The 25,790-nt window shown below is 44.2% G+C and carries 28 protein-coding genes and 1 pseudogene; 11 read left to right on the top strand and 18 right to left on the bottom strand.

Annotated features, from left to right (window positions below):
• Positions 1–9 precede the first annotated feature (9 nt).
• The 10 genes from mltG to yceD all read right to left on the bottom strand — a co-directional run bounded on the left by mltG (position 10) and on the right by yceD (position 8,331).
• A complete protein-coding gene (gene mltG, locus C7Y69_RS06610) occupies positions 10–1,050 on the bottom strand; it encodes an endolytic transglycosylase MltG (protein WP_041452546.1) in 1,041 nt (346 codons plus the stop codon).
• Entirely contained in the window at positions 1,034–1,984 is a 951-nt protein-coding gene (gene pabC / locus C7Y69_RS06605; protein WP_013784455.1) for an aminodeoxychorismate lyase, read from the bottom strand. The genes mltG and pabC overlap by 17 nt, the downstream gene beginning before the upstream one ends.
• Before the next feature lie 119 nt (positions 1,985–2,103).
• Positions 2,104–3,342, bottom strand: coding sequence for a beta-ketoacyl-ACP synthase II (fabF, locus tag C7Y69_RS06600; RefSeq protein WP_013784456.1), 1,239 nt, complete (start codon positions 3,340–3,342; stop codon positions 2,104–2,106).
• An 86-nt stretch (positions 3,343–3,428) separates the two neighbouring features.
• Positions 3,429–3,668 carry an acyl carrier protein gene (gene acpP, locus C7Y69_RS06595; RefSeq protein ID WP_013784457.1) on the bottom strand — a complete coding sequence of 80 codons (240 nt, stop codon included), beginning with the start codon at positions 3,666–3,668 and terminating at the stop codon, positions 3,429–3,431.
• Between the two features lie 199 nt (positions 3,669–3,867).
• A complete protein-coding gene (gene fabG, locus C7Y69_RS06590; protein WP_013784458.1) occupies positions 3,868–4,608 on the bottom strand; it encodes a 3-oxoacyl-ACP reductase FabG in 741 nt (246 codons plus the stop codon).
• 9 nt (positions 4,609–4,617) lie between these two features.
• A complete protein-coding gene (gene fabD / locus C7Y69_RS06585) occupies positions 4,618–5,547 on the bottom strand; it encodes an ACP S-malonyltransferase (protein WP_126872188.1) in 930 nt (309 codons plus the stop codon).
• Between the two features lie 73 nt (positions 5,548–5,620).
• The gene (locus tag C7Y69_RS06580; protein WP_126872187.1) at positions 5,621–6,586 is read right to left on the bottom strand and encodes a beta-ketoacyl-ACP synthase III; all 966 of its coding nucleotides are present in this window, start codon (positions 6,584–6,586) and stop codon (positions 5,621–5,623) included.
• Entirely contained in the window at positions 6,583–7,608 is a 1,026-nt protein-coding gene (gene plsX, locus C7Y69_RS06575; protein ID WP_057792382.1) for a phosphate acyltransferase PlsX, read from the bottom strand. Before plsX ends, C7Y69_RS06580 begins: the two co-directional genes overlap by 4 nt.
• A gap of 15 nt (positions 7,609–7,623) precedes the next feature.
• Complete coding sequence (gene rpmF / locus C7Y69_RS06570) at positions 7,624–7,794, bottom strand: 50S ribosomal protein L32 (RefSeq protein WP_013784462.1); 171 nt, start codon at positions 7,792–7,794, stop codon at positions 7,624–7,626.
• Between the two features lie 3 nt (positions 7,795–7,797).
• Entirely contained in the window at positions 7,798–8,331 is a 534-nt protein-coding gene (gene yceD / locus C7Y69_RS06565) for a 23S rRNA accumulation protein YceD (protein WP_013784463.1), read from the bottom strand.
• A gap of 428 nt (positions 8,332–8,759) precedes the next feature.
• On the opposite strand from yceD, the gene C7Y69_RS06560 reads away from it, so the two are divergent.
• Complete coding sequence (locus C7Y69_RS06560) at positions 8,760–9,407, top strand: Maf family protein (RefSeq protein ID WP_013784464.1); 648 nt, start codon at positions 8,760–8,762, stop codon at positions 9,405–9,407.
• A gap of 34 nt (positions 9,408–9,441) precedes the next feature.
• Here the strand turns inward: C7Y69_RS06560 and C7Y69_RS06555 are convergent, their stop codons facing one another.
• Positions 9,442–10,089 carry an HAD-IIIA family hydrolase gene (locus C7Y69_RS06555; RefSeq protein WP_013784465.1) on the bottom strand — a complete coding sequence of 216 codons (648 nt, stop codon included), beginning with the start codon at positions 10,087–10,089 and terminating at the stop codon, positions 9,442–9,444.
• Positions 10,090–10,175: 86 nt separating this feature from the next.
• Positions 10,176–11,120: a 23S rRNA pseudouridine(955/2504/2580) synthase RluC gene (rluC, locus tag C7Y69_RS06550; protein WP_126872186.1), complete on the bottom strand. Its 945-nt coding sequence runs from the start codon at positions 11,118–11,120 to the stop codon at positions 10,176–10,178.
• Between the two features lie 703 nt (positions 11,121–11,823).
• Between rluC and rne the strand changes: the two genes are divergently transcribed.
• Together rne and C7Y69_RS06540 are read left to right on the top strand one after the other, a co-directional pair.
• Positions 11,824–15,126: a ribonuclease E gene (gene rne / locus C7Y69_RS06545; RefSeq protein WP_126872185.1), complete on the top strand. Its 3,303-nt coding sequence runs from the start codon at positions 11,824–11,826 to the stop codon at positions 15,124–15,126.
• A gap of 150 nt (positions 15,127–15,276) precedes the next feature.
• Entirely contained in the window at positions 15,277–16,275 is a 999-nt protein-coding gene (locus tag C7Y69_RS06540; RefSeq protein WP_126872184.1) for a phosphotransferase family protein, read from the top strand.
• Here C7Y69_RS06540 and C7Y69_RS06535 read toward each other — a convergent pair.
• Complete coding sequence (locus C7Y69_RS06535; protein WP_126872183.1) at positions 16,272–16,835, bottom strand: TetR/AcrR family transcriptional regulator; 564 nt, start codon at positions 16,833–16,835, stop codon at positions 16,272–16,274. The two genes, C7Y69_RS06540 and C7Y69_RS06535, sit on opposite strands and share 4 nt — an antisense overlap.
• Before the next feature lie 210 nt (positions 16,836–17,045).
• Between C7Y69_RS06535 and C7Y69_RS06530 the strand changes: the two genes are divergently transcribed.
• Positions 17,046–17,819 (top strand): haloacid dehalogenase type II, encoded by a 774-nt coding sequence (locus tag C7Y69_RS06530; RefSeq protein ID WP_185864148.1) that lies wholly within the window; start codon positions 17,046–17,048, stop codon positions 17,817–17,819.
• 91 nt (positions 17,820–17,910) lie between these two features.
• Here C7Y69_RS06530 and C7Y69_RS06525 read toward each other — a convergent pair whose 3' ends face one another.
• A complete protein-coding gene (locus C7Y69_RS06525; RefSeq protein ID WP_126872182.1) occupies positions 17,911–18,369 on the bottom strand; it encodes a GNAT family N-acetyltransferase in 459 nt (152 codons plus the stop codon).
• Positions 18,370–18,534: 165 nt separating this feature from the next.
• Here C7Y69_RS06525 and C7Y69_RS06520 point away from each other — a divergent pair, with 165 nt between their 5' ends.
• Positions 18,535–18,768: a hypothetical protein gene (locus C7Y69_RS06520; protein ID WP_126872181.1), complete on the top strand. Its 234-nt coding sequence runs from the start codon at positions 18,535–18,537 to the stop codon at positions 18,766–18,768.
• A 135-nt stretch (positions 18,769–18,903) separates the two neighbouring features.
• On the opposite strand, the gene C7Y69_RS06515 is transcribed toward C7Y69_RS06520, so the two are convergent.
• Positions 18,904–19,806, bottom strand: a complete 903-nt coding sequence (locus C7Y69_RS06515) for a LysR family transcriptional regulator (RefSeq protein ID WP_126872180.1) — start codon at positions 19,804–19,806, stop codon at positions 18,904–18,906.
• A gap of 153 nt (positions 19,807–19,959) precedes the next feature.
• Here C7Y69_RS06515 and C7Y69_RS06510 point away from each other — a divergent pair, with 153 nt between their 5' ends.
• From C7Y69_RS06510 to add, 4 genes are all read left to right on the top strand, one after another.
• Positions 19,960–20,421 (top strand): DUF1348 family protein, encoded by a 462-nt coding sequence (locus C7Y69_RS06510; RefSeq protein WP_013784474.1) that lies wholly within the window; start codon positions 19,960–19,962, stop codon positions 20,419–20,421.
• 11 nt (positions 20,422–20,432) lie between these two features.
• Positions 20,433–21,104, top strand: a complete 672-nt coding sequence (locus C7Y69_RS06505) for a glutathione S-transferase (RefSeq protein WP_013784475.1) — start codon at positions 20,433–20,435, stop codon at positions 21,102–21,104.
• 8 nt (positions 21,105–21,112) lie between these two features.
• A complete protein-coding gene (locus C7Y69_RS06500) occupies positions 21,113–22,123 on the top strand; it encodes a pyridoxamine 5'-phosphate oxidase family protein (RefSeq protein ID WP_013784476.1) in 1,011 nt (336 codons plus the stop codon).
• Positions 22,124–22,536: 413 nt separating this feature from the next.
• The gene (add, locus tag C7Y69_RS06495; RefSeq protein ID WP_126872179.1) at positions 22,537–23,544 is read left to right on the top strand and encodes an adenosine deaminase; all 1,008 of its coding nucleotides are present in this window, start codon (positions 22,537–22,539) and stop codon (positions 23,542–23,544) included.
• An 87-nt stretch (positions 23,545–23,631) separates the two neighbouring features.
• On the opposite strand, the gene C7Y69_RS21525 is transcribed toward add, so the two are convergent.
• The 3 genes from C7Y69_RS21525 to C7Y69_RS06485 form a co-directional block, all read right to left on the bottom strand.
• On the bottom strand, positions 23,632–23,790 hold the full coding sequence (locus C7Y69_RS21525; protein ID WP_185864147.1) for a hypothetical protein: 159 nt from the start codon (positions 23,788–23,790) through the stop codon (positions 23,632–23,634).
• 19 nt (positions 23,791–23,809) lie between these two features.
• Positions 23,810–24,046 (bottom strand): hypothetical protein, encoded by a 237-nt coding sequence (locus C7Y69_RS06490; RefSeq protein ID WP_126872178.1) that lies wholly within the window; start codon positions 24,044–24,046, stop codon positions 23,810–23,812.
• Positions 24,047–24,130: 84 nt separating this feature from the next.
• Positions 24,131–24,676 (bottom strand): MFS transporter, encoded by a 546-nt coding sequence (locus tag C7Y69_RS06485; RefSeq protein WP_126872177.1) that lies wholly within the window; start codon positions 24,674–24,676, stop codon positions 24,131–24,133.
• Between the two features lie 127 nt (positions 24,677–24,803).
• Between C7Y69_RS06485 and C7Y69_RS06480 the strand changes: the two genes are divergently transcribed.
• Together C7Y69_RS06480 and C7Y69_RS06475 are read left to right on the top strand one after the other, a co-directional pair.
• The gene (locus C7Y69_RS06480; protein WP_126872176.1) at positions 24,804–25,046 is read left to right on the top strand and encodes a LysR family transcriptional regulator; all 243 of its coding nucleotides are present in this window, start codon (positions 24,804–24,806) and stop codon (positions 25,044–25,046) included.
• Positions 25,047–25,073: 27 nt separating this feature from the next.
• Positions 25,074–25,703: pseudogene (locus C7Y69_RS06475) on the top strand (LysR family substrate-binding domain-containing protein); the annotation flags it as partial.
• Positions 25,704–25,790: the final 87 nt, after the last annotated feature.

Below are 25,790 nucleotides of genomic sequence, written 5' to 3'. Positions count from 1 at the left end.
CTGGACTTATTATTTTCGATTTAACTGATATTTTCGCACAGCTGCATTATGGGCTGCCAGCGAAGATGAAAATTCATGGCTACCATCACCTCTAGCCACAAAATACAAGGCATCGGTTTCCATTGGGTTTAACGCGGCCCAAATGGCATCCTTACCCGCCATCGCGATAGGCGTGGGCGGCAAACCTTTAATTGTATACGTGTTGTAAGGTGTGGGCGTACGAAGGTGCTTACGGGTAATATTACCATCATACGTATCACCAATACCGTAAATAACAGTGGGATCGGTTTGTAATCGCATATTTTTCCGCAGTCGGTTTACAAATACCCCCGCTATTTTGGTTCGTTCTGCACTCACTGCGGTTTCTTTTTCAATAATACTTGCCAATATTAGGGCGTCGTACGGTGAGTTCAATGGCAAATCTTCTTGCCGTTGCTGCCACTGGGTTTCGACATAATCTAACATGGCCTTGTGTGCGCGTTTTAAAATGCTACTGGCCGCAGTGTTAGCGGTAAAGAAATACGTATCAGCTAAAAATAAGCCTTCGGCGCTGCTAGCTTCGTTCAGCCATAGCATTGGCGCTTTTTCCTCATTTACCGAGCTTGTGATATTAATTGTCTCTTCAACCTGATCCAGCGATACATCGTTGATAAGTTCAGTTTTCGCCTTTAACGTAACCAACCACTCTTTTAGTGTCAGTCCTTCTACCAAGCTCACGGCAAAATAGTGCTCTTCACCACGGCTTAATATACCGAATACTTCTCGTAGTGATAGCCCAGGTGTTAAGCGGTATGTACCCGATTTTACATGGGTATTGGCAGCAAAAAACTTGAGCCAAAGTTTTGTTGCTAATTCAGGGCTATCGATTAACTCCCGTGCCCGAAGCTCCCTTACCACCTTGTATCCGTTACTGCCCTTTTCTACCGTATAAAGCTGCGGTTGAGAAATCGACATGGGCGATGAAGCTTGCCCATTTACATATAAAACACCAAAGGTAATTGCACCCACAACAAGCGCTAGCATTATCCCAATGCTAATAACTATTCGCATGATCGTCCTGAATTTTATCTAATACTAACTTAGCAAGGCGCTTTGCCCCTTCATGAGACGCACTAAATGCTAACTCATCACTCGTTTTTCCGTCGTTTAGCACAACTTTATTAACTGGCATTACGCCCATTAAGGCATTGGTGATCACCATTGCCGTGGCATTAGCGATATCAGCCAGAGTGTATTCGCCTTCATAAACGTTTAAGGCGTTGTCGCCAATAACATCAGCGTTAGTTAGGCTTTCGTTTACCGAATTTTTTTCCAACGTACTTAACAAGCACTGGCGCACAACACCATTTACACCGCAGTTATTTACCTTTGGTGTGTGCCATCCAGTATCGGTTTGAAAAAATACGTTTCCCGCACTGGCTTCAATAAGGTGCCCTTGCGTGTCGAACACCAAGGCATCATCGGCATTCGCCTCAACAACTTCACGCTTAACCAATACCTGCTCTAACCGGTTCATATGTTTAATACCACCCAGCAAAGGCTGTATGGCCAAAGGTGTTTTCGCGTTTATTAGGGTTAAACCACTAACGGCAAGTTCAGAATAATGCGCAGGATACGTATGGGTGGAAAACCGAACAATGGCCGGAGCTTGGCTATCTCGTGCGTACCCACGACCGCCCTCTCCTGAAGACACATGAACCTTCATTACTCTTTTAATGCTGAGGTGTTCAAGAGATTCGGTAAGTGCGCTGACATAAACATCAATTGCCTGTCTAAGTGCAGTCATGTCGAGGGAAATGGCTAACGCTTTAGCATCATGATTGAGCCTAGCAAGATGAAAAGACAGAAGTTCTACTTTCCCCTGGCTAACGCACATAGTAGTAAAAACGCCATCACCATAGTTCAGTGCCCTGTCGTTTAAGGCAATTGCATCGGCGGATGAAGGGGTTGAAGATGCGGTGTCGGTATTTGCGACTATTTTCACAACTAGCTCTAATAATTAACGTCTGCCGTGCAGTATACCAAGTTGTTGTGCGCAGACAAGAAAGGCAGCTTGCGCTGCCTTTAATCAATAACTACGGATGTCCGAACGTGTGCTCGGGCTTAAATTCGTTTGAAAATAAGCGAACCGTTAGTACCACCAAAGCCAAATGAATTACACAGCGCATAGTCTGAAGTAAACATTTTTGCTTTATTCGCCACGAAGTCTAAATCGCATCCTTCGCTTGGTTCATCCAAATTAATGGTAGGCGGTGCCATTTTGTCACGTAGTGCCAATATGGTGAAAATAGCTTCTACAGAGCCTGCTGCACCAAGTAAATGACCTGTCATCGACTTAGTAGAGCTTACCAGCATGTTATGCGCATGTTCGTTGAAGACGCGCTTAACCGCTGCTACTTCTGCTATATCACCCGCTGGTGTAGATGTACCATGCGCGTTAACGTAGCCAATTTTGCTGCTCTCAATTTTTGCATCGCGAATAGCGTTACTCATTGAAGCCGCTGCACCTTCACCGTCAGCAGGTGGTGATGTCATATGATAGGCATCGCCACTCATCCCAAAACCAACAAGTTCAGCGTAAATGGTTGCACCACGGGCTTTCGCCGCTTCGTATTCTTCTAGCATTACTACGCCAGCACCTTCGCCCATCACGAAACCATCACGATCTTTATCCCAAGGGCGACTAGCCCCTTGAGGATCGTCGTTTCGTGCAGACAATGCACGTGCCGCAGCAAAACCCGCAATACCTAATGGCGTAATAGACGCTTCTGAACCGCCTGCTAGCATGGCATCTGCATCATCATACGCGATAGTACGCGCAGCAATACCAATGTTATGCACACCAGTGGTACACGCCGTCACAACGTTTAAGTTTGGCCCTTTAAGCCCTTCCATGATAGACAAAAAGCCTGAAATCATATTGGTAATAGTGGAAGGCACAAAAAATGGAGAAACGCGCTTAGGACCGCTATTCATTAATTTAGTGTGGTTTTGTTCAATTTGTTCTAGCCCACCGATGCCTGAACCAATAGCTACACCAACACGGTGTGCATTTTCTTCAGTTATCGTTAAGCCCGAATCAGCCATGGCCTGTTTACCCGCTGCAATACCCAGCTGAATAAACCTGTCCATTTTTTTCGTTTCTTTCTTTTCGATATATTCCTGCGGGTCAAAGTTATCAACTTGACCTGCGAAACGGGTGGAATAGTCACTGCAATCAAAGTGGGTGATTTCACCAATACCGCTTTCGCCTGCTAACAGACGACGCCAAGTCTCATCTACAGAAAGACCCAAAGGTGAAAGCATGCCAAGACCAGTAACCACTACGCGACGTTTTGTCACAAAAAGCCCTCGCATTGGAACCAATAAGGTGGGAATACAAAAACGGCTCTAAAGAGAGCCGTTTTTTAATTTACTGTAACGAAGACTTAAGCGTCTTTGTTAGCATTGATGTAGTCAATAGCTGACTGAACAGTAGTAATTTTTTCTGCTTCTTCGTCAGGAATTTCAGTATCAAATTCTTCTTCTAACGCCATTACTAGCTCAACAGTGTCAAGTGAGTCTGCGCCCAAATCATCAACGAATGAAGCTTCAGCTTTTACTTCTTCTTCTTTTACGCCAAGTTGTTCAATGATAATTTTCTTAACGCGTTCTTCAATGTTACTCATAATTCTAGGTTTCCCTTAAACGTCACTAGATAGTCAAAGTGCCGCTAGTTTATTTTGCAAGGTACAAGCTTGCAAGCACCAGTTTAAACAAATTTTCTGGTCAAACCAGCGGCATCCCAAATTCTTAATGTTCTATTTTTACATCCAAGTTCGGGGAAAATCCACCCCAAACACAGTTAAATTCACAATTTTCGTGAATTTAACCCATATACATACCACCGTTTACATGGATAGTTTCGCCTGTAATATAGGCTGCACCGCTGCTCACTAAAAAGGCAACAGTGGCTGCTATTTCATCAGGTTCACCTAAACGGTTAGCAGGAATATCTTTAAAAATTGCGCTTTTTTGATCGTCCGTCAATGATTTTGTCATGTCGGTATCGATAAAACCAGGCGCAACAACATTAATAGTTATACCACGAGAAGCCACTTCACGTGCCATAGATTTCGAAAAACCAATAACACCTGCTTTCGCTGCTGCGTAGTTTGCTTGCCCAGCATTACCCGAACTACCCACCACAGAACCGATATTTACAATACGGCCAAAGCGTTTCTTCATCATACCGCGAAGTACTGCTTTTGACAGCGTAAAAATGGCTGTAAGGTTAGTATTAATGATGTCTTGCCATTCGTCATCTTTCATACGCATTAACAAGTTATCACGAGTAATACCTGCATTATTAACCAAAATATCAATGCCACCGAAGGTGTCATTAATTTCCTTGATTATAGCATCTATACTGTCTTTATCGGTAACATTTAGTGCAATACCTTTGCCACCAAATTCAGATAAATATTCAGTAATTGCACTTGCACCACTCTCGCTTGTAGCGGTGCCTACAACCGTAGCACCCTGCGCTGCAAGCTGACTAGCAATGGCTTTACCAATGCCTCGGCTAGCGCCTGTTACCAGTGCTACTTTGCCTTCTAACTGACTCATAGCGTTTCCTTATTGTTTTAATGCTTCCACACTTTCTGGGGTGTTTACAGCAATGGATTCTAAACTTTTATTAATGCGTTTATTTAATCCTGTAAGTACCTTACCTGGGCCTACTTCAATGATACGTTCAACACCTGCTGCAGCCAAATACTCCACGGTACGCGTCCACTGAACAGGGCAATATAATTGGCGTACCAACGCACTTTTTATTGATGCACCGTCAGTTTCAATGGTCACATCAACATTATTAATGATATTGATTGCAGGGGTATGAACGCTTGTTGACGCCAGCGCATCTTCTAACTTGTCAGCAGCGGGGCGCATGAGTTCGCAGTGCGAAGGCACACTTACCGATAATGGAAGAGCTCGCTTGGCACCCGCTTCTTTACACGCCGCAGCAGCTTGCTCAGCGGCCACTTTTTCGCCAGCAATAACCACTTGCCCTGGCGAGTTAAAATTAACCGGAGACACTACATCGCCTGTCGCAATCGCCGTTTGGTGGCACACGTTGGCAATGGTATTGTCGTCTAAGCCAATAATGGCATACATAGCACCGGCACCCGCTGGCACCGCCTCTTGCATATATTGACCACGAGCTTCAACCAGCTTTATCGCATCAGCAAAAGACATAGCACCGCCACATACTAGGGCTGAATACTCACCCAAACTGTGTCCCGCTAAATAGCTCACTTCAATGCCTTGTGCTTCTAATACGCGCCAAGTCGCAACACTAGCAGCAAGCAAAGCTGGCTGAGTAATATGAGTTTCGTTCAATTTTCCATCGGTATCGTTTTGTACCAGATCCCAAAGATCGTAACCTAATACGTCTGAAGCTTCTTTGAAGGTATCTAAAACCGAAGGATGGCTGTCGGCCAACTCTTTAAGCATGCCCACCGATTGTGAGCCCTGCCCAGGAAAGACGCAGGCTGTTTTTGTCATTGTTGTTCCTTATTATTTTTTGTATACAACGAATTTTTGAATACAACGAATTCAATAAGACTGATAGAAGAAACTAGTATCGTACCAGCGCAGATGCCCAAGCAAAACCGCCGCCGAATGCTTCTAATAATAAATGTTGCCCACGCTTAATGCGACCATCGCGAATAGCGGTATCTAGTGCTGTGGGTACTGTGGCTGCGGATGTATTACCGTATTTTTCTAACGTCACTACCACTTGGTCTAACGACATATCTAATTTTTTGGCTGTCGCTTTAATAATTCTGAAATTCGCTTGGTGAGGCACTAGCCAATCCAGATCAGATTTTTGCATATTGTTGGCCGCAAGGGTTTGCTCAACCACTTCAGACAATTTGTTCACGGCAACTTTGAAAACTTCGTTTCCGCGCATAACGCCCCAATTTTCGTGTACTGATGCTTCATCACCACGCGTAGGGTTTCCAACGTAAAGTAAATCGCCGTAAGAACCATCGGCATTTATATGAGTAGATAAGATACCCGGCTCATCACTGGCTTCTATAATAGTGGCACCCGCGGCGTCACCAAAAAGAATGACCATAGTGCGATCTTCAGGTGCTATCAAACGGCTAAGACAATCTGTACCAATAACTAAGATACGCTTAGCCATGCCAGATTTGATGTATTGGTCGGCCACACTTAATGCGTAGCAATAACCCGCACACGCAGCAGCCACATCAAAAGCAGGAATACCGTTAATACCTAAAATGCGCTGGATTTCACAGGCCGTGCTAGGAAGTGCATAGCGTCCGCTCGTAGTAGCACACACTATCATGTCAATTGATTGAGGGTCGATGCCTGCCATCTCTATGGCTTTCTTACTTGCCTCTGCCCCCATGGTCGCAGCGGTTTCTTCAGCACCTATAATTCGGCGTTCTTTAATACCGGTTCTATCAGTGATCCATTCATCACTGGTATCAACCATAACTTCCAAATCGGCATTGGTTCGTATATCACTAGGGTAATAACTTCCAGTACCGATAAATCGAGAATATTTGCTCAAAGCTGCTCCAATAAAACCGTTTCTATCTTCGTTTTTATCTTGTCTGGAACTCGCATCTTTGCTTCTTTCATTGCTTGCACAATGGCGTAATAAAAGGCGTCTTTAGATGCATTTCCATGACTCTTGATAACAATGCCGCGCAATCCTATCAGACTCGCACCATTATACTGGTCGGGGTTCACGCTGTTATAGATAGATTTGAGCAATGGAAAAGCAATTTTGGCCATTAGCCGCGTATAAAAGTTCTTTTGTGACTGGCGCTTCACTTCATTAATGACTAACTTGGCTAGGCCTTCACTGGATTTAAGCGCAACATTGCCGGTAAAACCGTCAGTTACCACCACATCGGCTTTATCGGTAAAGATGTCATCACCTTCTACATAGCCAATGTAGTTAATGCCTGGTGCATCTTTAAATAGTTGGTCGGCTAACTTTACGTACGCATTTCCTTTTATATCTTCTTCACCCACGTTTAATAAGGCAACTCGCGGCGAAGGAATACCCGCGGCTTCTTGCGCTAACACCGAACCCATCACACCGTACTGAAATAAAATTTCAGGCGTGCAATTCACATTCGCGCCTAAATCGAGCAAGAATACATTATGGTGACTCGCGGTGGGCATCATGCTGATAAGTGCTGGCCTATCAATACCCGACAAGGTTTTTAATAAGTAGAACGATAAGGTTAAGAGCGCGCCAGTATTGCCTGCACTTACACATGCATCGGCTTCGTTGCTTTGAACATATTCAATCACACGGCGCATTGAAGAGCGTTTTTTATTGCGTAACGCAGAGGTAGGCGCCTCACCCATTTCAACCACTTGGTCGCAATGAGATACGGTTACCCGACTTCGTTGGGAAGCGGTGAGATTTTGGATTGCTGGGGATATAACGGCTTGGTCGCCGCATAGCAAAAAATGAACGTCAGAATGAAGTTCAATGGCCTTTACAGCCGCAGAAAGGATAACAGGGGGACCATGATCGCCCCCCATGATATCTAACGCGATGGTTAGCTTAGACAAAATGTAGACGCCGAATTACGCGCCGACTACTTTATTGCCTTTGTAATAACCGTCAGCTGTCACGTGGTGACGACGGTGTGTTTCACCCGACGTAGGGTCGACAGACAAAGTCGACGCTGTCAATGCATCGTGTGAACGACGCATGCCACGCTTAGAGCGCGTTTTACGATTTTTTTGTACAGCCATAACTTACTCCTGGTCTCGCTTAAGTTCTTTCAAAACCGCGAAAGGGTTTTCTCGCTCTTGTTCCGGTTCAATCTTTCCAAATGACATATCATCTTTAGACACTGAGCACTCCTCCTCTGCATGAAGGGGTACGATGGGCAAAGATAAAAGTAACTCGTCTTCAAATATCTGAAGCAGATTAACTTCTCCGTGGTCGTTGACCTCTACCGGTTCGTAAGCCTCGGGTATTGGATCTTCTTCATTTCGTTCTTCTCCCTGCACTGGAGTAAAACAAAAATCCACATCAAGTGTGGTATCAAATTCACCATTACACCGCTGGCAGAGAAGTGTTACCTGAGTGTCTAAATGACCGTGAAATACAGTAAGACCCTGCTCGTCTTTTTTGAACTGCACATCGACGTTCACATATTCACTACATCGGACAACTGCCCCACTCAATCGTTCCATATCTTCAGACACAAGAACACCCCGATAATCGGAACGTTTCATAGCGCTGCTGGTCGGTTCGACCGTATGAGGGAGTTTCACTTTCTGCATAGGGCGCGCATTCTATAGATTCCACGTCCCACTGTCAAAGATTTAATGGGCGTTTTTGTATAATAATTTAGCGATTTTGTACTTCTTTTCATAAACCGAATTTTAAGGGAATAGCCCCAAATAACAAGTAAAAAGAACATGATGTGTTTAAAATAGCGGAAGGTTGGTAAAATGGCGTATTGTCAAAACAAACCAAGTTGGCAAACGGCATTACGCTCATTTATAAAAACACGCTATATTTAAGGTAAGTTGTAATTACTCTTTATGAGTAATTTAAAGGTTTTTGGTGGTTTTTTTTGGGGTTACTCGAAAAATAAGCCAGATAAAAAGGAGTTCAGTGTTTAAGGATAAGCACAGGCTTGCGTAAGAGGACACACAACGCGTAGACCGGTTAATTAACACTTAATGTAAGATTGAGGTTTTGTAGTATGACCACACTCGTTCTAGCTTCATCATCTAAGTACCGCCAGCAATTATTGTCGAATATTGGCATTCAAGCTGAAATAAGCAAACCAGATATAGATGAGACTCCCCTACCCGACGAAACACCCCTTGCGTTGTGCAAACGTTTAGCGTTCGAAAAAGCTAAAAAGATTGCCCAACAGCAGCCAGGGAGAATTGTAATTGGAAGCGATCAAGTTGCTTCTGTCGAAGGTCCTGATGGCAAAATTATACTAGGCAAGCCGGGAACAGTTGAAAACGCCGTAGCGCAACTGAAAATGTGCCAAGGAAAATCGGTGTATTTTTATACCGCGATAAGTTTATGTAAAGCTGAAAACGACGAAGACCTACCCGACATCCTTACTAGCAATTTAGACACTATTACTCGGGCTGAAGAAACCTGTGTGTATTTTCGTAGCCATAAAGAAGCACAACTACGTGCTTACGTTGAAGCCGAAATGCCACTTGATTGTGCGGGGAGTTTCAAATGTGAAGGCATGGGGGCCTTATTGTTTGAACGTATTACCAGCCGCGACCCGAATACGTTAATAGGGCTTCCCGTTATGCTGCTACATAATATGCTAGACAAACATTTTAATATCGATTTGCTAGACCTAGCTACTGCCAAGGCCTAGCGGATGAAGATTTGCTTTGCTATTGAACGCCAAACTAGCGGAGCAAAAACTGCTGAAGTTCGCCAATGGAATGCACAATGGTTTCAGGCGCCAACGCTTCAAGGTGAACTTGTGCATGCACCCCGTAAGAAACCCCTATTCTGCGCATACCAATAGATTTTGCCATTTGCATATCGTAAGTGGTGTCGCCAATCATGACGGCATCATTCGCACTAATATTTAGCTCGTCTAAAATTTGCAGTAGCATGTCAGGTGACGGTTTAGACTGCGCATCATCAGCGCATCGTGACGCACTAAAAAAGTGGCCAGTCTCGGTTTGCGACCAGGCCCTATCAAGACCTCTTCGCGCTTTCCCTGTTGCTACAGCAAGGGTAGCTCCCTTTGCCTTTAGTGCTGATAACAAATCTTCTACACCATTAAACAACGGGCACGGCGTAGCATCATGGCTTACAAAGGCTTCTTTATAAGCCAGTACTAAGCGCTCAGCAAGGGCATCATCGTTAATACCAAATAACTGCTTAATAGCAGGTTTTAAGCTAATACCTATAATGTGACTTACCGCATCAGCACTTGGAACCGGCATGTCACAGTGTTTTGCTGCTATCTGCATACAGTTGATAATTTTATCGGCAGAGTCCATTAAGGTGCCGTCCCAATCAAAAATAACCAACTTATAGCGCATAGTTACAGCGTTCCTTCTATATAAAGAATCTATATAAATAAATAGTACTTAATTAATAAGTAAACTTACCGAATACCCTAAAAGCTTTATGACAAGGCTTTAAGGGTATTGGTTAACGTGGCATCTAACGGTGCGGTAAATTTAACCCGCTCTTCTGTGCCAGGGTGAATTAGCGAAATGCTATGTGCGTGCAAAAATAGGCGATTTAAGCCTTTTTGACGCATAGACTCATCAAACTCGGTATCACCGTATTTAGGGTCGCATGCAATAGGATGCTCAGCGTGTAAACAGTGCACTCGGATTTGATGGGTTCTACCTGTAATAGGTGAAGCCTCTACCAAAGTAGCGGTGTCGAACTTTTGCAATATGCGATAGCGGGTTTCAGATGGCTTACCATCTTCACTTACGCTCACCATGCGTTCACCCGATTGCAACACATTCTTACGAAGGGGCGCTTTTACTTTAAAGCGATTGTCAGGCCACTGCCCCGCCACTAGGGCTTGGTAGCGTTTATCCATTTTACCGGTACGCAACTGCTCATGCATATGACGAAGCGCCGAGCGTTTCTTAGCAATAAGAATACAGCCAGAGGTGTCTCTGTCTAAACGGTGTACCAATTCCATAAAGTTGGCATCGGGACGCAGTGCCCGTAAACCTTCAATAAGACCAAAACTCAAACCACTACCACCATGGACGGCAATACCTGAAGGCTTGTTAATCACTATAATGCGCTCGTCTTCAAATAATATTTGAGATTCAAGCGCTGCAATTTTATCGAGTTTTGGCGACGGTCCAGGTGTACCTTCAGAAACTCGCACTGGTGGGATACGCACCACATCATCGGCAACGAGTTTATATTCGGGTTTTACCCTGCCCTTATTTACGCGCACTTCACCTTTACGCAAAATGCGATAGATCATGCTTTTGGGCACACCCTTTAATTGGGTGCGCAAAAAATTGTCTACACGTTGCCCTGCTAAATCGGGTTCAACGGTAACGAAACGGACTGATTGTTGGGTTTGTTCTTTCATAAACTCCATTATAACGCATTGCAAAAGCAGACCGATACAGAAACTTTGATGTGCCTTAAAAATAAAACCCTTTGACTACTTTTGATACTAAACGAGCATTTAGCACAGAAAAACCGCATTATCTGGGCTTATTTACCCCTCACACCTTGCTTAAATTGAACCTTTGATGCCATAATAAAAACTGTATTTTACGCGGCCAAATCATGCCGGTGAAACACAACATTTAACATAGTGAGCATTTAGAGCAGGTTAATTCGTTACCCGTTTATTTCGCCACTTTTGTTATCCATAAGAACAGCGTCACGTTCCAATTGCATTATTCAATGAACACGCAATTTTATATCTGGAACGAGAATTATAGAGGCAACGACTACACTGCCGTTAGATAATTCAGATGCTGTTTGCGAACATAAAATAAGTTCGCCGTTTAGCTAACAGAATTGAATTGACAAACAAGCGCCAGCCTAAGAGCGGTGTTTGTTAAAAAGATAGATAGAGATAAGGGTATGTCGCTCCCGACATCCTTAAGAACAATATAAAACGCGGAACGAGTAACGAAAAACGTTACATGCCGCGTAAGTTCAAGGATAATGCGGCGTTACAACAAGGTCCCCGTACAATCGTGAGGTTGCGCGGTGAGGGTTTGTACATGTCACTTTAATTTTGTATCTGGACGGCTGTATTAAAAACAGAGTTAGATACAATGAAAAGAATGTTAATTAATGCAACTCAATTAGAAGAGTTGCGTGTTGCCCTTGTTGATGGGCAGCGGTTATACGATTTGGACATCGAAAGTCCTGGGCACGAACAGAAAAAAGCAAACATTTACAAAGGTAAAATAACCCGCGTTGAGCCAAGCCTCGAAGCGGCATTCGTAGACTACGGCGCAGATCGCCACGGTTTCCTACCTCTTAAAGAAATCGCTCGCACTTACTTCCCTAAAGGCTACCGTTTCGAAGGCCGTCCAAACATCAAAGATGTTATTAAGGAAGGCCAAGAAGTTATCATTCAAATTGATAAAGAAGAACGTGGCCAAAAAGGCGCAGCGCTTACTACTTTCTTATCGCTGGCTGGTAGCTACTTAGTATTAATGCCAAACAACCCTCGTGCTGGCGGTATTTCTCGTCGTATCGAAGGTGATGAGCGTACAGAACTTAAAGAATCTTTGAACAAACTAGACCTGCCTGATGGCATGGGCTTAATCGTTCGTACCGCTGGCGTAGGCAAATCTTACGAAGAATTAGAGTGGGATTTAAAAGTACTACTTACCCATTGGGAAGCAATTTCTAAAGTGGCTGAAGAGCGTGAAGCGCCCTTCTTAATTCACCAAGAAAGTAACGTAATTGTACGTGCAATTCGTGACTATCTACGTCGCGATATTGGTGAAATTTTAATTGATAAAACCAGCATCTACGAACAAGCGCTGCAGCACATCCAACTAGTGCGCCCTGACTTCGCTAGCCGCGTTAAGCTTTATCGTGGCGAAGTACCTTTGTTCAGTCATTATCAAATTGAAAGCCAAATTGAGTCTGCCTTCCAACGTGAAGTTCGCTTACCATCTGGTGGTTCAATTGTTATCGACCCTACTGAAGCGCTTACTTCTATTGATATTAACTCTGCCCGCGCAACAAAAGGTGGAGATATTGAAGAAACGGCATTAAATACAAACCTTGAAGCCGCTGACGAAATTGCCCGTCAACTTCGTTTACGCGACTTAGGTGGCTTGGTTGTTATCGATTTTATCGATATGACCCCAGTACGTCACCAACGTGAAGTTGAAAACCGCATGAAAGACGCGGTTCGCAGCGATCGTGCTCGCGTTCAACTAGGCCGTATTTCTCGCTTTGGCTTGCTTGAAATGTCACGTCAGCGTTTACGTCCATCATTGGGTGATTCAGCGCACCATGTGTGCCCTCGCTGTTCAGGACACGGCACCATTCGTGGTACCGAGTCATTAGCGCTGTCTATTTTGCGTATTCTTGAAGAAGAAAGCATTAAAGAAAACACAGGCCAAATTGAAGCACAGCTTCCTGTATCAGTAGCAACCTACTTGCTTAATGAAAAGCGTAAAGCAATTCAAAGCTTAGAAAAGCGTCATGGGGTTAACTTATTACTTATCCCTAACGCCAACCTTGAAACACCTCACTACCAAGTCACTCGCCGCCGTCCAGATGATATTCTAGATGACGCAAGCTACGAAGTAGAGTTAATGCCAACGGTTGAAACGGAAACTGAAACCACAACGTCAGTGCCGGTTAAGCGTGAAGAGCCAGCATTGAAAGGGCTAGTTGCGCCTACCGCGGCACCTGTTGTTGCGCCTAAAGCAGAAACACCTGAAGCTAAAGCTGAAAGCTCACCATCACTATTTGCCCGCATAGGTAAATGGTTAGGTGATGTGCTTGGTGGTGAAGACGAGAAAGCGAAAGCAGAAGCTGAAGCGAAAGAAAAAGAAAAGCAGAAGCAATCTGAAAGCCGCAATAATCGTGGTGGCAATCAGTCTCGCAATCGCAATGGTGATGATCGTCGCCGTAAGCCAAGAAAGAACACACGTCGTAACCAGCCTCAAAACAAAGATGGCGAACAAGAACAGCGTACGCCACGTTCTGAGCAGGACGACAAGCCACGCGCAAGTAACAATAAGCCTCGTAAGCCTCGTAAACCTCGTGACGAGACTCAGAAGCCTAAGCAAGACCAAAGCAGAGATAACGCGCAAGACGAAGCACCTAAGACCCAAGACAGGAAGTCTCAAGATGCTAAGCCTCAAGAAGCGCAGAAGAAACAAGAAGTGGCTGAGCGCCGCAAACGCAGAGATACTCGTCGCAGCGTACGTGTGAAAAAAGATGACAATACACAGTCAAACGAAGCACCGGCTAGCAAACCAGTTAAATCTCTTGCAGTTGATAAGCCTAAACCTGCTAAAGCAGCCCCTGCTGAAACTGAAGAGGTTAATACTTCACCAGTTCAGTCAACTGATGCACCAGCAGCTTCTGAATCAGCAGCGCCTGTAACACAAGCCTCTCAGCCAGCTGACGTTGAGTCGACCACTGAACAAGATGCTCAATCTTCTTCAGAGCAATCGAACAACGACACTGATGAAAATGGGCAAAAACATGAAAGCCGTGGCCGTTCGCGTCGCTCTCCTCGTCATGTTCGTGCAGCTGGTCAGCGCCGCAAGAAGGAAGCGCAGCAGTCTAATGATGACAACATCGCCCCAGTAGGTGAACAGTCAACAGCAAACGTTGAAACTACATCGTCACAAGAAATACCAGCTTCAACGGCTCCTGCCGCCGATACTAGTGAATCAGCACCCCCTGCGGAAGATACGCAAGCGGCTATGCCTGGTAAACTTGGGGCAGACACTGCGCACACTCAAAATGAGAATGCCCAGCCTGCTGCTGTTGATGCAAGTACCGATAATGCTGAAGCGCCTTCTGCGGCTAAAGCGGAAGACACTCAAGCCACTAAGCCTGGTGTACTAGCGCCGTCGGAAGAAAAAGCAGAACCTGCAACAACAGAAACCGCATCGGCCAAGCCAGAAGCGCCAGTAGCTGAAGTAGTTCAAGACGAAATGCAGTTCGAGCTAGCTTCGCCTAAAAGTGAAGCGGACGCACCTAAGCCAGCTAAAGCTGATGTTACTCCTGCTCCTGCCGCTGAAGATGCACCTAAACAGGTTGAAATTAACCTAGGTGAAGATTCTGCTAAAGCAGCAAGTGAACCTAAGCCTAAACCTGCGCCAAAAGCGAACCTTAAGAAAGCCAAAGCAGCGGTATCTAAGCCTATTACTACAGGTGTAGCAGCTAGCAGCCGTGGTCGTATTAATGCATCTGCGCCAATGGCAGCACCAGCATCGGTTGATGACACGTTCAATGACGTGGCGCTTACCGCTAAGTCTGACGATAGCCGCCCAGCTATTATAGTATCGGGTAGAAGCGCAGCTATTGCGAAGGCAAGTGCCGCCGCATCAGCACCAACAACACTGCCAACCAGTGTTGATGAAAACGCCTGAGCGTGACTAGCAACCCTAGTTAGTGATAGCGCTAGTCATCCTTGACTAGCGTTATTACTAGGAACTAAGGTTGTTTACACACGATAAGAAGCCGCTTAATTGCGGCTTTTTTAATGGTCATTCATATTGCTGAACAGTGGGAATAAAACGTTGGATAAAGTTAAACCCAGCTTGATTGATTGGTTAGAAAGAACCACTCAAAAAGAAGTGCGTTCCCCAGTGCTGATTCAGTCACTATGGAGTGGTTATGGCGCATGCTTTCGTGCAACCCTGTTTGATAACGCTAAGAACACTTCAATACCTGTAGTGGCCAAGTGCGTTCAACCCTCTTCACAAATTAGCCACCCAAAAGGATGGCAAACCAATACCAGTCACCTTAGAAAATGCCGATCATTTCAGGTAGAGCACTACTTTTACACCCGTTTGCAACCTAGCACTAACGCAGACTGCTTAACCCCTATGTGCTTAGCAGCCGCTAGCGGTGAAAACGATAGCAATGCACATATCTTAGTAATGGATGATCTAGATAACGGGGGATTGACAACACGTGCCACTTCGCTAAGTGTAAAACAAGCGCAATCGGTATTGCGTTGGCTGGCAGCATTTCATGCTCGCTTCATGGGTATTGTTGACACGAATGTCTGGCCCGAAGGCACTTACTGGCATTTGAGTACACGACAAGATGAATGGCAAGCGATGGTAGATGGGCCTTTAAAACGGGAAGCTAGCAGATTGTCGACCCAACTTTCATCAGCACGCTTTCAAACCTTATTACACGGTGATGCCAAGGTTGCCAACTTTTGCTTTACCCCCGACTTTACCCGATGCGGTGGTGTGGATTTTCAATACACTGGATTAGGTGTAGGAATAAAAGACGTTGCTTATTTTATTGGCAGCGCATTAAGTGAAAGCAATCAACGAACCCACACTACTCATTGTTTGGATTACTATTTCGAGTGCCTAAGCAGCCAACTAATAGGCACAAAATACCAATCACAACATAAAGAAATAGAACGGGAGTGGCGAGCGCTATATCCTATTGCCTGCGCTGATTTTAATCGATTTTTAGCCGGTTGGAGCCCTGACCACTGGAAGATTAACGGTGAACTGACTAGGCAAACCGATATCGCCTTAGCGACGTTAATTTAGTGCTTTGTCCAAGGCAACCAGTGTAAAGACAGCCTGAGGCTTTCAAGCACATCGGCCTCGTTTGGTTGCTGATATCCGTAAACCCGAATACCGAAAATAGCCATCATGACCGACGTGGCATACACCTCACTCAGCGCTTCACCGTATTCGCTGGCAATCGCCAGTTTGTACTGCGCTTTAGTACGGCTTAAATAGTCTCCAGCAAGCTTAGCGAGCTTAGGCTCCGTACTGGTAAGTTCTAGTTGGGTTTTAATGATAAAGCAGCTTGCGTAGTCTTTCTTCCCTCTTGCTGCCACCATGTCGGTCAGCAGCATAACAATGCCCTCACCTGTGCCATATGACATCGCAAGCTTCATTTTGTCAGCGCTACGCTGTGCGTAACGTTCCAAACTGGCAATAAACAGCTGCTCTTTATTGCCAAAACTGTTGTACAAGCTGCCCGGCTTTAACCCTGTGGTAGCGGTAACGTCTTGCATCGATGTTCCATGGTAGCCTTGCTGCCAAAACAGCATAATCGTTTTATCCAATATACTGTTTTTATCAAATTGTGCTTTAGCCATCACAGGTACCTTTCGTTCGCTTATTTCCTATTTTTTCTATTTACATCATAGCAATTTTGAACAAACACTCAAAAAGTTATTGAACCCTACTGCAATCTCCTTTATCGTTTTGAGCAATCATTCAAAATATGAACGTCTATTTTTATATCATTGGTAAAACCCACTCTTATTATTCGCTCACTTACCTTGCTCATTAGAAGAGGACACCTTATGAAACGATTTATTACTGCGGTACTACTCACACTACCGTTATTTTCAAGCTATGCTCAACAACCTGCAGACAGCAACATGGAAACGGGTAAGCCATCAGCCCCAAAAGTTATATTCTTCGATGTGAACGAAACCCTGCTAGATCTGACTGCAATGCGAAGCTCAGTGGGAGAAGCATTAGGCGGGCGTAATGAACTACTCCCTTTGTGGTTTTCAACCATGTTGCATCACTCATTGGTAGACTCTACCACCCAACGTTTTCACACTTTCGGTGAAATTGGTGTGGCGTCATTGCTAATGGTGGCTGAGATAGAAGGCATCTCGCTTACTCAAGAACAAGCGAAAACGGCCATTGTTACCCCACTTCGTAGTTTGCCACCACACCCAGATGTGCGTAGTGGTTTACAAGCGTTAAAAGACAAAGGCTATACACTGGTAAGCTTGACCAACTCTTCAAACAAAGGCGTGTATACCCAGTTTAAAAACGCTGACTTACTGGATTTTTTTGAACACCGCTTAAGTGTTGAAGATATCAACCTATACAAACCTGATCTTCGCACTTATGCATGGGCCGCTGAAAAAATGGGGGTTAAACCCGAAGATGCGATGCTAGTTGCTGCACATGGTTGGGATATTGCTGGCGCTAAACAAGCCGGTTGGCAAGCCGCCTTTATTGCCCGCCCAGGCAAGGTATTGTATCCACTGGCTATTGCACCCGATTACAAAGTAAATGACCTTAACGAATTGGTAGACATGCTACCTAAGCAACAATAATTACCGTTTTTTTTAGGGCGGGCGTTTACCCGCCCTAATTAACTACCAGCCCTAATTATCTCCCCCCCTAAATACCCAGGCGATACTTGAATCAAACTACGGCTTTACGCTTCATGTCCACATGAGGTATATCATCTTCCAGATACATTTGTGATGTTTGCACAAAACCAAACTTACGATAAAACGCTAACAAATATTCTTGTGCACCAATTTCAATATCTTTATTCGGCCACAGGTTTTCACACTGTTTTATCGCCTCAGTTAACAAGCTTATACCCGCACCATTGCCTCTGAAGTCAGCATGGGTAGCCACTCTGCCAATACTTACCCCAGGATAACTCACCCCCGCAGGGATCAAACGGGCATAAGCGACTAATTTGTTGTTAGTAAAGCCCAATAAATGCCGCGTATCGCTATGTCTGTCTTTTTCATCAAGCTCAGGGTATGGGCATGTTTGTTCTACCACAAATACATCAACTCGCAGCTTCATAAGCTCGAACAACTGATGGGTATTGAGCTGAGTAAATGTTAATACTTTCCAAGAAATCATAAGACTGGTTATTTACTCTTTATTTATGGGGCTATTTTTATCAAACCTGCATGAAGATAGCACTAAAAAATGCACGGGTGAATCAATGAACCAAATGGAATTTGAACCGTCATAACAAATACCTGTTAGCCACGAGTGTGGCAGTTCTCTTCTCAAAGGTAATTTATGTTTAATCGCAAACTCGCATCCCTCGCGGTAGTGGCAACGGTATCGCCGTTTTTATTCGCTTGCACGTCGCAAGATTTGTACGAAGCTACGCAAGAGAACCGTCTTCAAGAGTGCCGTAAACTTTATGGCGCACAACGAGAAGAGTGCGAAGCTCAGTATCAAAAAAGCTATGACACCTACGAACGAGAAAGAAACGAAGTCATTAATGAGGGTATTAACCAGGGTAAGTAGAAGTAACGTATCAATCGCAATTCAACGTTTAAGTACAGCGCTTTTAAAAAGGGTTGTGCCGAGCTCTTATGAACAGCTCGAATGAACAACTTGTTAAACGGATTGTTTATCAGCTTGTTGAATATTAGCGTGAGATTAAGAATTCAAGTACACATCTTTTGCTAAGGCACTTTTGACATATTCTACGAATTTCTTCACTTTTTCTAGGTTATGACGCCCTTCAAGACTGACTACTTGTATAGGTAACTTTTCATCGTTAAATTCATCTAACACACTCACTAGTTCCCCCTTCTCTATTGCATCCGCTACTTGATAAGACATCAAGCGCGTGATGCCTAGCCCAGATTTTGCGGCGCTAATTGTCGAACGATTTTGATTGCATTCAAATCTAGGCTGTAAACGGATGGCTACCGTTTTACCATTACGTTTGAAATTCCACACCGGCGGCTCCTTGAAGTCACTCGGGTACAGCAAAGTATGATGTTTTAAATCTTCCGGTGTTTTTAGGTTTGGTGCATTAGCTAAATAGTCTGGCGATGCTACCGTTACCTTTCTTACGTACCCCACAGTAGTGGCATATAAACCAGAGTCTTTCGGCTGACTAATTCTTATTGCCACATCAATTTTTGTGTCGAGTAGATCAACAATGTTGTCGTACATATAGCCATGCACATTTACTTCAGGAAAGTCTCGTAAAAACTGAGCAATGATAGGTGTAATGTAAAGCTCACCAAATAACACGGGCGCCGTTACACTCAGCGTACCCTTTGGCAATAACTGAACACCCGCAATTGCAGCTTCACTTTGTGCTATGTCTGCCAATATTCTCTGTACGTCATTAAGGTATTGTATGCCCGCTTCGGTTAATCGAATACGACGAGTTGTACGATGGAACAATCGCGTGTTCAACTGTGCTTCTAAAGTAGCGATAGCCCGCGTTACCGCCGGAGCCGACATCGACAATTGCTCGGCAGCGCTCACAAAACTGCCAAGCTTAGCTGCTTCCGCAAACACTGACATTGCTTGTATTCTATCCATACCGAGTCGCTTTACTCATTCCTAATGGGGTTTACCAACTATTCTACACTTTTATTATTTCAAATAATGAAATTATAAATTTCAAAATTGAGTAATTATTTATTTTTAGCAAGCAATCATACTCACTGCAATATAAATAAACAGGATGAGCTTATGAGACCTCCACTTCCCCCTTTTACCAAAGAAACTGCTATTGAAAAAATTCGCCTGGCTGAAGATGCTTGGAATAGTCGTTCTCCTGTGCGAGTAGCTGCAGCGTACACGGCTGATTGTCAGTGGCGAAATCGTGCTGAGTTTATTACCGGAACGGCTCAAATCGAGGCTTTTTTAACACGAAAATGGGCCAGAGAACTTAACTATAAATTGGTAAAAGCGCTGTGGGCGCATACTGATAATCGTATTGCTGTTCGCTTTGCTTATGAATATCAAGATGCCTCAGCACAATGGTTTAGGGCTTATGGCAACGAAAACTGGGAGTTCAACCCAGAAGGCTTAATGCAGCGCCGCATTGCCAGTATTAATGACCACCCTATTAGTGACAATGAACGAAAACTGACTTGGGAAGGCGATAGCCGTCCCGATGACTTTCCAAGCCTTACAGAACTTGATTTATAAGGAGAATGTTGATGACTTCATTACCGAAAAATGCCCCAAATAGCACAATGAAAGACGCACCTATTATTCATTATCGAAACCCAAAATCTGGGCATTGTCATAAAGTGGAATTGTTTATGTCGCTGCTCGGTATTAGCTACATTAATCACGAACTTGATATGGTTAACGGCGCACACAAATCGACAGACTTTATTACCAAGAACCCTTTCGGGCAGGTACCAGTGATTGTTGATGGTGAACACACAGTGTCAGACTCCAACGCCATTATTGTCTATTTAGCAGATACTTACGGCAGTATTTATCCTTGGATGGGGGCGACACCTATTGAAAAGGCCCGTGTACAACGCTGGCTTTCAGTGGCTTCAGGTGAACTTGCCAAAGGCCCAGCAGCACTTCGTCTTGAGTATGTATTTGGTGCCAATATTGATGTAGCCAGCGCATTAGCAATAACTGAAAACTTGCTAAAAGTGATGGAAGATACTTTAACCGACACCAAATCATACTTGGCTACCGACTCGCTGACGCTTGGGGATATTGCCATGTACAGTTACATAGCCCATGCACCTGAAGGGGGTGTTTCGTTGCAACCCTACCCCGCTATTCGCGCTTGGGTTAACCGCATTGAATCGCTCGCTAATTTCATTCCTATGGCCAGTTCTCCCATAGTGGAATGTAGGCTGTAGGATCTGTTATGAGCAGCGTTAATTCAAGTAATGCGAGTGTCTTTCATACTGAGGAATATCGCATTCAGCAACGTTTAGGCGTTGCTGAGCGTATGGATGAGCAGATGAAAGGCTTCATACGCCCTTTTATGCCAGCGCAGCACCGCGCTTTTTTTTGCAATAGCCCATTCATGATGGCTGGCCTTGTGGATAGTCAGGGGCATCCCTGGGCTATACCACTTTGGGGTGACCATACCACTGTTGACGACCACCACTATATTCAGTCGCCATCACCCACTCAGCTTTCACTTGCCTTAGACGATAATGTAACTTGGTTAATTAATGATGTCGCATTGTTAGATGGTAATACTGGCAGTAAAATTGCGCTACTTGGGTTGCAACTCAGCACTCGCCGCCGTAATAGGCTCAACGGACTAATAATGCACAATCGGGGTGGTGTTATACGCGTGCAAGTAGAGCAAAGTTATGGAAACTGCCCTCAGTATATTCACCCTCGAGGTACCTTGCACCGTGATGTGGCACCTACACTGGAAGCCAGCTTAAGCACAAATTCAAATACTCAATATGCACGTTCCAGTGCGCTAACCAGTAAAGATGCTTTGCTAATCGCTCGGGCGGATACATTTTACATTGCCTCAAGGCACCATGACTTTACCGACGACCCTCGCCACGGACTCGATGTATCGCATCGAGGCGGCAAGCCTGGCTTCATTGACGTAGATGAAAGTAGCTTGTTGTTTCCTGACTTTAGTGGGAATAAGTTTTTTAATACCCTTGGTAACATCGAATCAGATGGACGTGTTGGTTTATGCTTTGTTGATGATAGCAATGGGGATATCTTGTTCGTTAATGGCAAAGCATCCATCTTGTGGTCTCACCCAAAACTGGAAGGGTTTGCTGGCGCGGAGCGGTTTGTACAAGTATCCATTCAAGACGTTACCCGGGTTTTTAGTATTTACCCCTTCAAGCACCCTATCATTGAGCGGTCAATTCACACTGAGCATACCGGCGTGTGGTGAAATCCCCAGTGTTATAAACCACAACGCTGCACTAACTCGATGCATTTGCCACTTATTGTCGCGTGATGCCATTAACGCCAAAACGCCTCCTGTGCACTAGACAGGTTATTTACTTATCATTTTCCATTACACACCTGTACAACCTGTACATGAACACGGAATAAAACCGATATTAACCCATTACTATTAATAACTTACGCTATTTAATTGATTACAATGACTTTGAACTAAGGCGTGTTTATTGCATTGCTTTGTCTCTATCTAGCGTTGATTTTATGTAGCGTTAACTTTATGTGGCTTTGACTCTACGTAGCGTTACACATAAACCGACTTCAAACAGCGTCGTAAACGAGCTGTATTTCAGACTGAATGCGTTTTTCGCGCGTTAATCTAAAAAATAACACCGAGGCCATATGCAAGAATTCATACAAAAGATGCCAAAAGCCGAACTACATGTTCATATTGAAGGCACATTAGAGCCCGAGCTAAGCTTTGAATTAGCACAGAAAAATGCCATAAAACTGAATGCTGAAACCCCAGAGCAAATGGTGGATGCTTATAATTTTCACGACCTTCCCTCTTTTTTAGATATTTATTACGCAGGCATGAGTGTATTGGTTGAAGAAGAAGACTTTTACGCACTTACCATGGCTTACTTTGAAAAAGCAGCGGCGCAGCACATTGTATATGTGGAACTCTTTTTCGACCCACAAGCGCATACTTCCAGGGGTGTAGATTTTGATACCGTCATTGAAGGTATCTATCGAGCACAACAAGATGCAAGTAATAAACTGGGTGTGCAAAGTAATCTTATACTGTGTTTTCTTCGTGATATGTCGGCCGAGTCTGCCATGAAGCATCTAATTATGGCAGAGCCTCATCTAAGTAAACTCATTGGCGTAGGGTTAGATTCAGATGAACACAATAACCCGCCCGCTAAGTTTGCCGAGGTATTTGCTAAAGCCCGTGAGTGGGGATTAAAACTTACAATGCATTGCGATGTGAATCAGCAAAATACCCTAGAACATATTCGCCAAGTACTAGAAGATATAGACGTTGACAGAATAGATCATGGCGTCAATATTTTAGCATCAGACGCGTTATGCGAATTAGTGAAGCAAAAAAATATTGGGTTAACGGTTTGTCCTGTGTCTAATCAATTCGTGGTGCAATCACTTACCTCAGTTGAAATAAAAGCCATGCTTGAACGTGGGTTAATGCCAACGATTAACTCAGACGATCCTTCTTATTTCAGAGCGTATTTAAATGAAAACCTTATTGCACTTCAGCAAGAAGGGGGATTTAGCGAAGATGAGCTAACTACGCTAGTGGCAAACAGCTTTAAGGCAAGCTGGCTGAGTACCGCTGAGAAAGCTCAATACTTAGCTGGCCTCAATGATTATTTAGATAAATGTGCGTAACGCGTAAGGTTAAGCGTCACTTACGTAACTCGCTTTTTGCGTAAGTAAACAGTGCTAACACTGTTTACTTACCTTTAAATCACTTAGCTACGCTTTCGATTTTACTACGTAAATCGAGCAAAGAATTGCAATTACCCCACACACTGTGAATACACCACTATCTGCTACAGGTAAAAACTCAAGCGCCGACGTTAAAAACTGCCCCGAGAATACCGCCATGGCAAACCAGGCTAAATGCCGCCCCATATTCGCCTCACTGCTACGCTCAACAGTGGTATGGTTGAGTAAGGGTATAGATTGCGTGTGCTGCCGCGAAACTTATAAAGGCTAAAAATAAGGTGAGTTTCTCTGATTTAGCATGGACTACCTGTGGCATAACCAGCGCAGATAAAACAGCCATGGATGAGATAAAAGACAGTAAATAGCCCGTTTCGGCTTCGCAGTAACCTAACTCCCCAAGATGACCAGGTAGTGTTATAAACATACTAAAGAACAGCGACATGGCTAATACGGTATTGATTAAGACAGACCGTAAGCTTTCATTAATTTGACCACCTTCACCAATGGTAACCGTTTGATTTTCAGGCTAATTATGCGGAATTCTCATTGCAGTCAGCACCAAACAAATCAATGCCAACCCGTAGAGTAAGAATGGCGCTCTCCAATTAATTTCACTTAGCAGACCACCTAAAAATAGTATTATTACGCCGCCCAGCTCAATTGCCATGCCTTGTTTAGCAATAACAGATAGTCTGGCCTTGCCATGATACCACTGTGAAATAATCGCTGTGCCTGACGCCATGACTCCCGCTGCAAAGCCACCGAGTAAAATTCGGTCGATACTTACCCATAAAGGCCCGTATACCCAAATACCACCAATACCTAATAGTAAGTACCCCCACAAGGCTATGACTAAAGTTTTGCGCGCCCCAATGCTGTCAATGAGCTTTCCAAAAAAAGAGGCGAATAGAATAGCGCCCAATGCAGGTAAAGTGATAAGCAAGGGTGCAAATTTACTCACACCTAAGGCTGGTGCAATGGAGTTTAACCCAGGCGCTAATACCGCCCCAACCATAATGGTCAACATTGACATCACTAATAAAGTGATTTCGCCTAAACGTGATAACTGCATAAAACCCTATTGAAACTAAATTAACTCGGTTTGTATTTTTCACCTTGGCAAGCTATCCGTTAAATGATGATTTTAGGTGCTTTTAATGCATGTTCAGCATTAATCTAACTCTACGGGCCAAGCGTTCATGAACCTAAAACACAGGTACACCTTTGTTGAAGTAGCCCAATGCAAAAGCTTTTCATTAGCTGCTACGCGTTTACACATGGTTCAAAGTGCAGTTAGTCGCCATATTCATGCACTAGAGTCATCCCTAAACGTTAAACTTTTTGAGCGTACTACGCGTTATGTGGAGTTAACCGCGCCTGGAAAAGTATTTCTTCGCCATGTTGAAGATATTTTAGCCCATTACCAACAAGCACAATATTAAACCTAAAGCGTTGCCAACGGTAAACAGGGGTTACTGCGTATTGGTTACTTAAGCTCAGCATGCGCACATTTTATGCCCGAATTATTAAATCGCTCCTCACGAAGTGAGCCACTCATTGATGTGCAAATATTTGAAATGACGGCTGCGCAACAGCTCGAAGCTTTTAGTGAAGGAAGAATAGATGTAGGTTTTTCACGACCTATCGATGGCGGCTATACTGGCCTCATTAATCAGCATCATTTAACTGATGATCCTATTGTTCTTGTAGTGTTTGTAGCGCATCCATTATCGAAAAATAGCAGCGTAAATTTGGCTGATTTAGCGCCTTATCCGCTCAGGTTATTTGCCAGAGAACAAGCATCTAGCTTATTTGACACCATTATTAGTGCATTTCACCGCGTGAAAGTACAACCGCAAGTAACTAACGAGCCTAGTAGTATGCATGCTCTACTGACCCACATCGCCAGTACACGAAATGTGGCTTTAGTACCCAGCTGTATTAAAAATTTACAGACAGAGGGTTGTGTTTTTATTCCGCTTACGATGTCACCTACAATGCCTTTGTCCGTGCCCTTAGAAATGCATTGGCAGGATAACGGCGTACAGGTGACTAAAACATGGTTAAATTGGTGTGCTAATCAAACGCTAGCTTTTTAGTAATAGGCGAGAAAAATTGAATCGCGAAAGGAATGGAATATAAATCAAAAAAGGAAAGGAGAAGGGAAGAAAAAAGGCGTGAAAAAG

The organism is Alteromonas sp. KS69, assembly GCF_003989595.1.
Lineage (GTDB): Bacteria > Pseudomonadota > Gammaproteobacteria > Enterobacterales > Alteromonadaceae > Alteromonas > Alteromonas naphthalenivorans.
This window is presented reverse-complemented; position numbering and strand designations above follow the sequence as displayed.

Bases quoted from the DNA above. Each gene is read 5' to 3' on its own strand.
- C7Y69_RS06500 (WP_013784476.1), top strand. From the start codon at position 21,113: ATGAGCAGCGTTAATTCAAGTAATGCGAGTGTCTTTCATACTGAGGAA.
- acpP (WP_013784457.1), bottom strand. From the start codon at position 3,668: ATGAGTAACATTGAAGAACGCGTTAAGAAAATTATCATTGAACAACTT.
- rne (WP_126872185.1), top strand. From the start codon at position 11,824: ATGAAAAGAATGTTAATTAATGCAACTCAATTAGAAGAGTTGCGTGTT.
- C7Y69_RS06560 (WP_013784464.1), top strand. From the start codon at position 8,760: ATGACCACACTCGTTCTAGCTTCATCATCTAAGTACCGCCAGCAATTA.
- fabD (WP_126872188.1), bottom strand. From the start codon at position 5,547: ATGACAAAAACAGCCTGCGTCTTTCCTGGGCAGGGCTCACAATCGGTG.
- fabG (WP_013784458.1), bottom strand. From the start codon at position 4,608: ATGAGTCAGTTAGAAGGCAAAGTAGCACTGGTAACAGGCGCTAGCCGA.
- yceD (WP_013784463.1), bottom strand. From the start codon at position 8,331: ATGCAGAAAGTGAAACTCCCTCATACGGTCGAACCGACCAGCAGCGCT.
- C7Y69_RS06490 (WP_126872178.1), bottom strand. From the start codon at position 24,046: ATGTCGCTGTTCTTTAGTATGTTTATAACACTACCTGGTCATCTTGGG.
- mltG (WP_041452546.1), bottom strand. From the start codon at position 1,050: ATGCGAATAGTTATTAGCATTGGGATAATGCTAGCGCTTGTTGTGGGT.
- C7Y69_RS21525 (WP_185864147.1), bottom strand. From the start codon at position 23,790: ATGGGGCGGCATTTAGCCTGGTTTGCCATGGCGGTATTCTCGGGGCAG.
- C7Y69_RS06510 (WP_013784474.1), top strand. From the start codon at position 19,960: ATGAGACCTCCACTTCCCCCTTTTACCAAAGAAACTGCTATTGAAAAA.
- C7Y69_RS06480 (WP_126872176.1), top strand. From the start codon at position 24,804: ATGAACCTAAAACACAGGTACACCTTTGTTGAAGTAGCCCAATGCAAA.
- C7Y69_RS06505 (WP_013784475.1), top strand. From the start codon at position 20,433: ATGACTTCATTACCGAAAAATGCCCCAAATAGCACAATGAAAGACGCA.
- rpmF (WP_013784462.1), bottom strand. From the start codon at position 7,794: ATGGCTGTACAAAAAAATCGTAAAACGCGCTCTAAGCGTGGCATGCGT.
- C7Y69_RS06555 (WP_013784465.1), bottom strand. From the start codon at position 10,089: ATGCGCTATAAGTTGGTTATTTTTGATTGGGACGGCACCTTAATGGAC.
- C7Y69_RS06520 (WP_126872181.1), top strand. From the start codon at position 18,535: ATGTTTAATCGCAAACTCGCATCCCTCGCGGTAGTGGCAACGGTATCG.
- C7Y69_RS06525 (WP_126872182.1), bottom strand. From the start codon at position 18,369: ATGATTTCTTGGAAAGTATTAACATTTACTCAGCTCAATACCCATCAG.
- add (WP_126872179.1), top strand. From the start codon at position 22,537: ATGCAAGAATTCATACAAAAGATGCCAAAAGCCGAACTACATGTTCAT.
- C7Y69_RS06535 (WP_126872183.1), bottom strand. From the start codon at position 16,835: ATGGCTAAAGCACAATTTGATAAAAACAGTATATTGGATAAAACGATT.
- C7Y69_RS06530 (WP_185864148.1), top strand. From the start codon at position 17,046: ATGAAACGATTTATTACTGCGGTACTACTCACACTACCGTTATTTTCA.
- C7Y69_RS06485 (WP_126872177.1), bottom strand. From the start codon at position 24,676: ATGCAGTTATCACGTTTAGGCGAAATCACTTTATTAGTGATGTCAATG.
- rluC (WP_126872186.1), bottom strand. From the start codon at position 11,120: ATGAAAGAACAAACCCAACAATCAGTCCGTTTCGTTACCGTTGAACCC.
- C7Y69_RS06515 (WP_126872180.1), bottom strand. From the start codon at position 19,806: ATGGATAGAATACAAGCAATGTCAGTGTTTGCGGAAGCAGCTAAGCTT.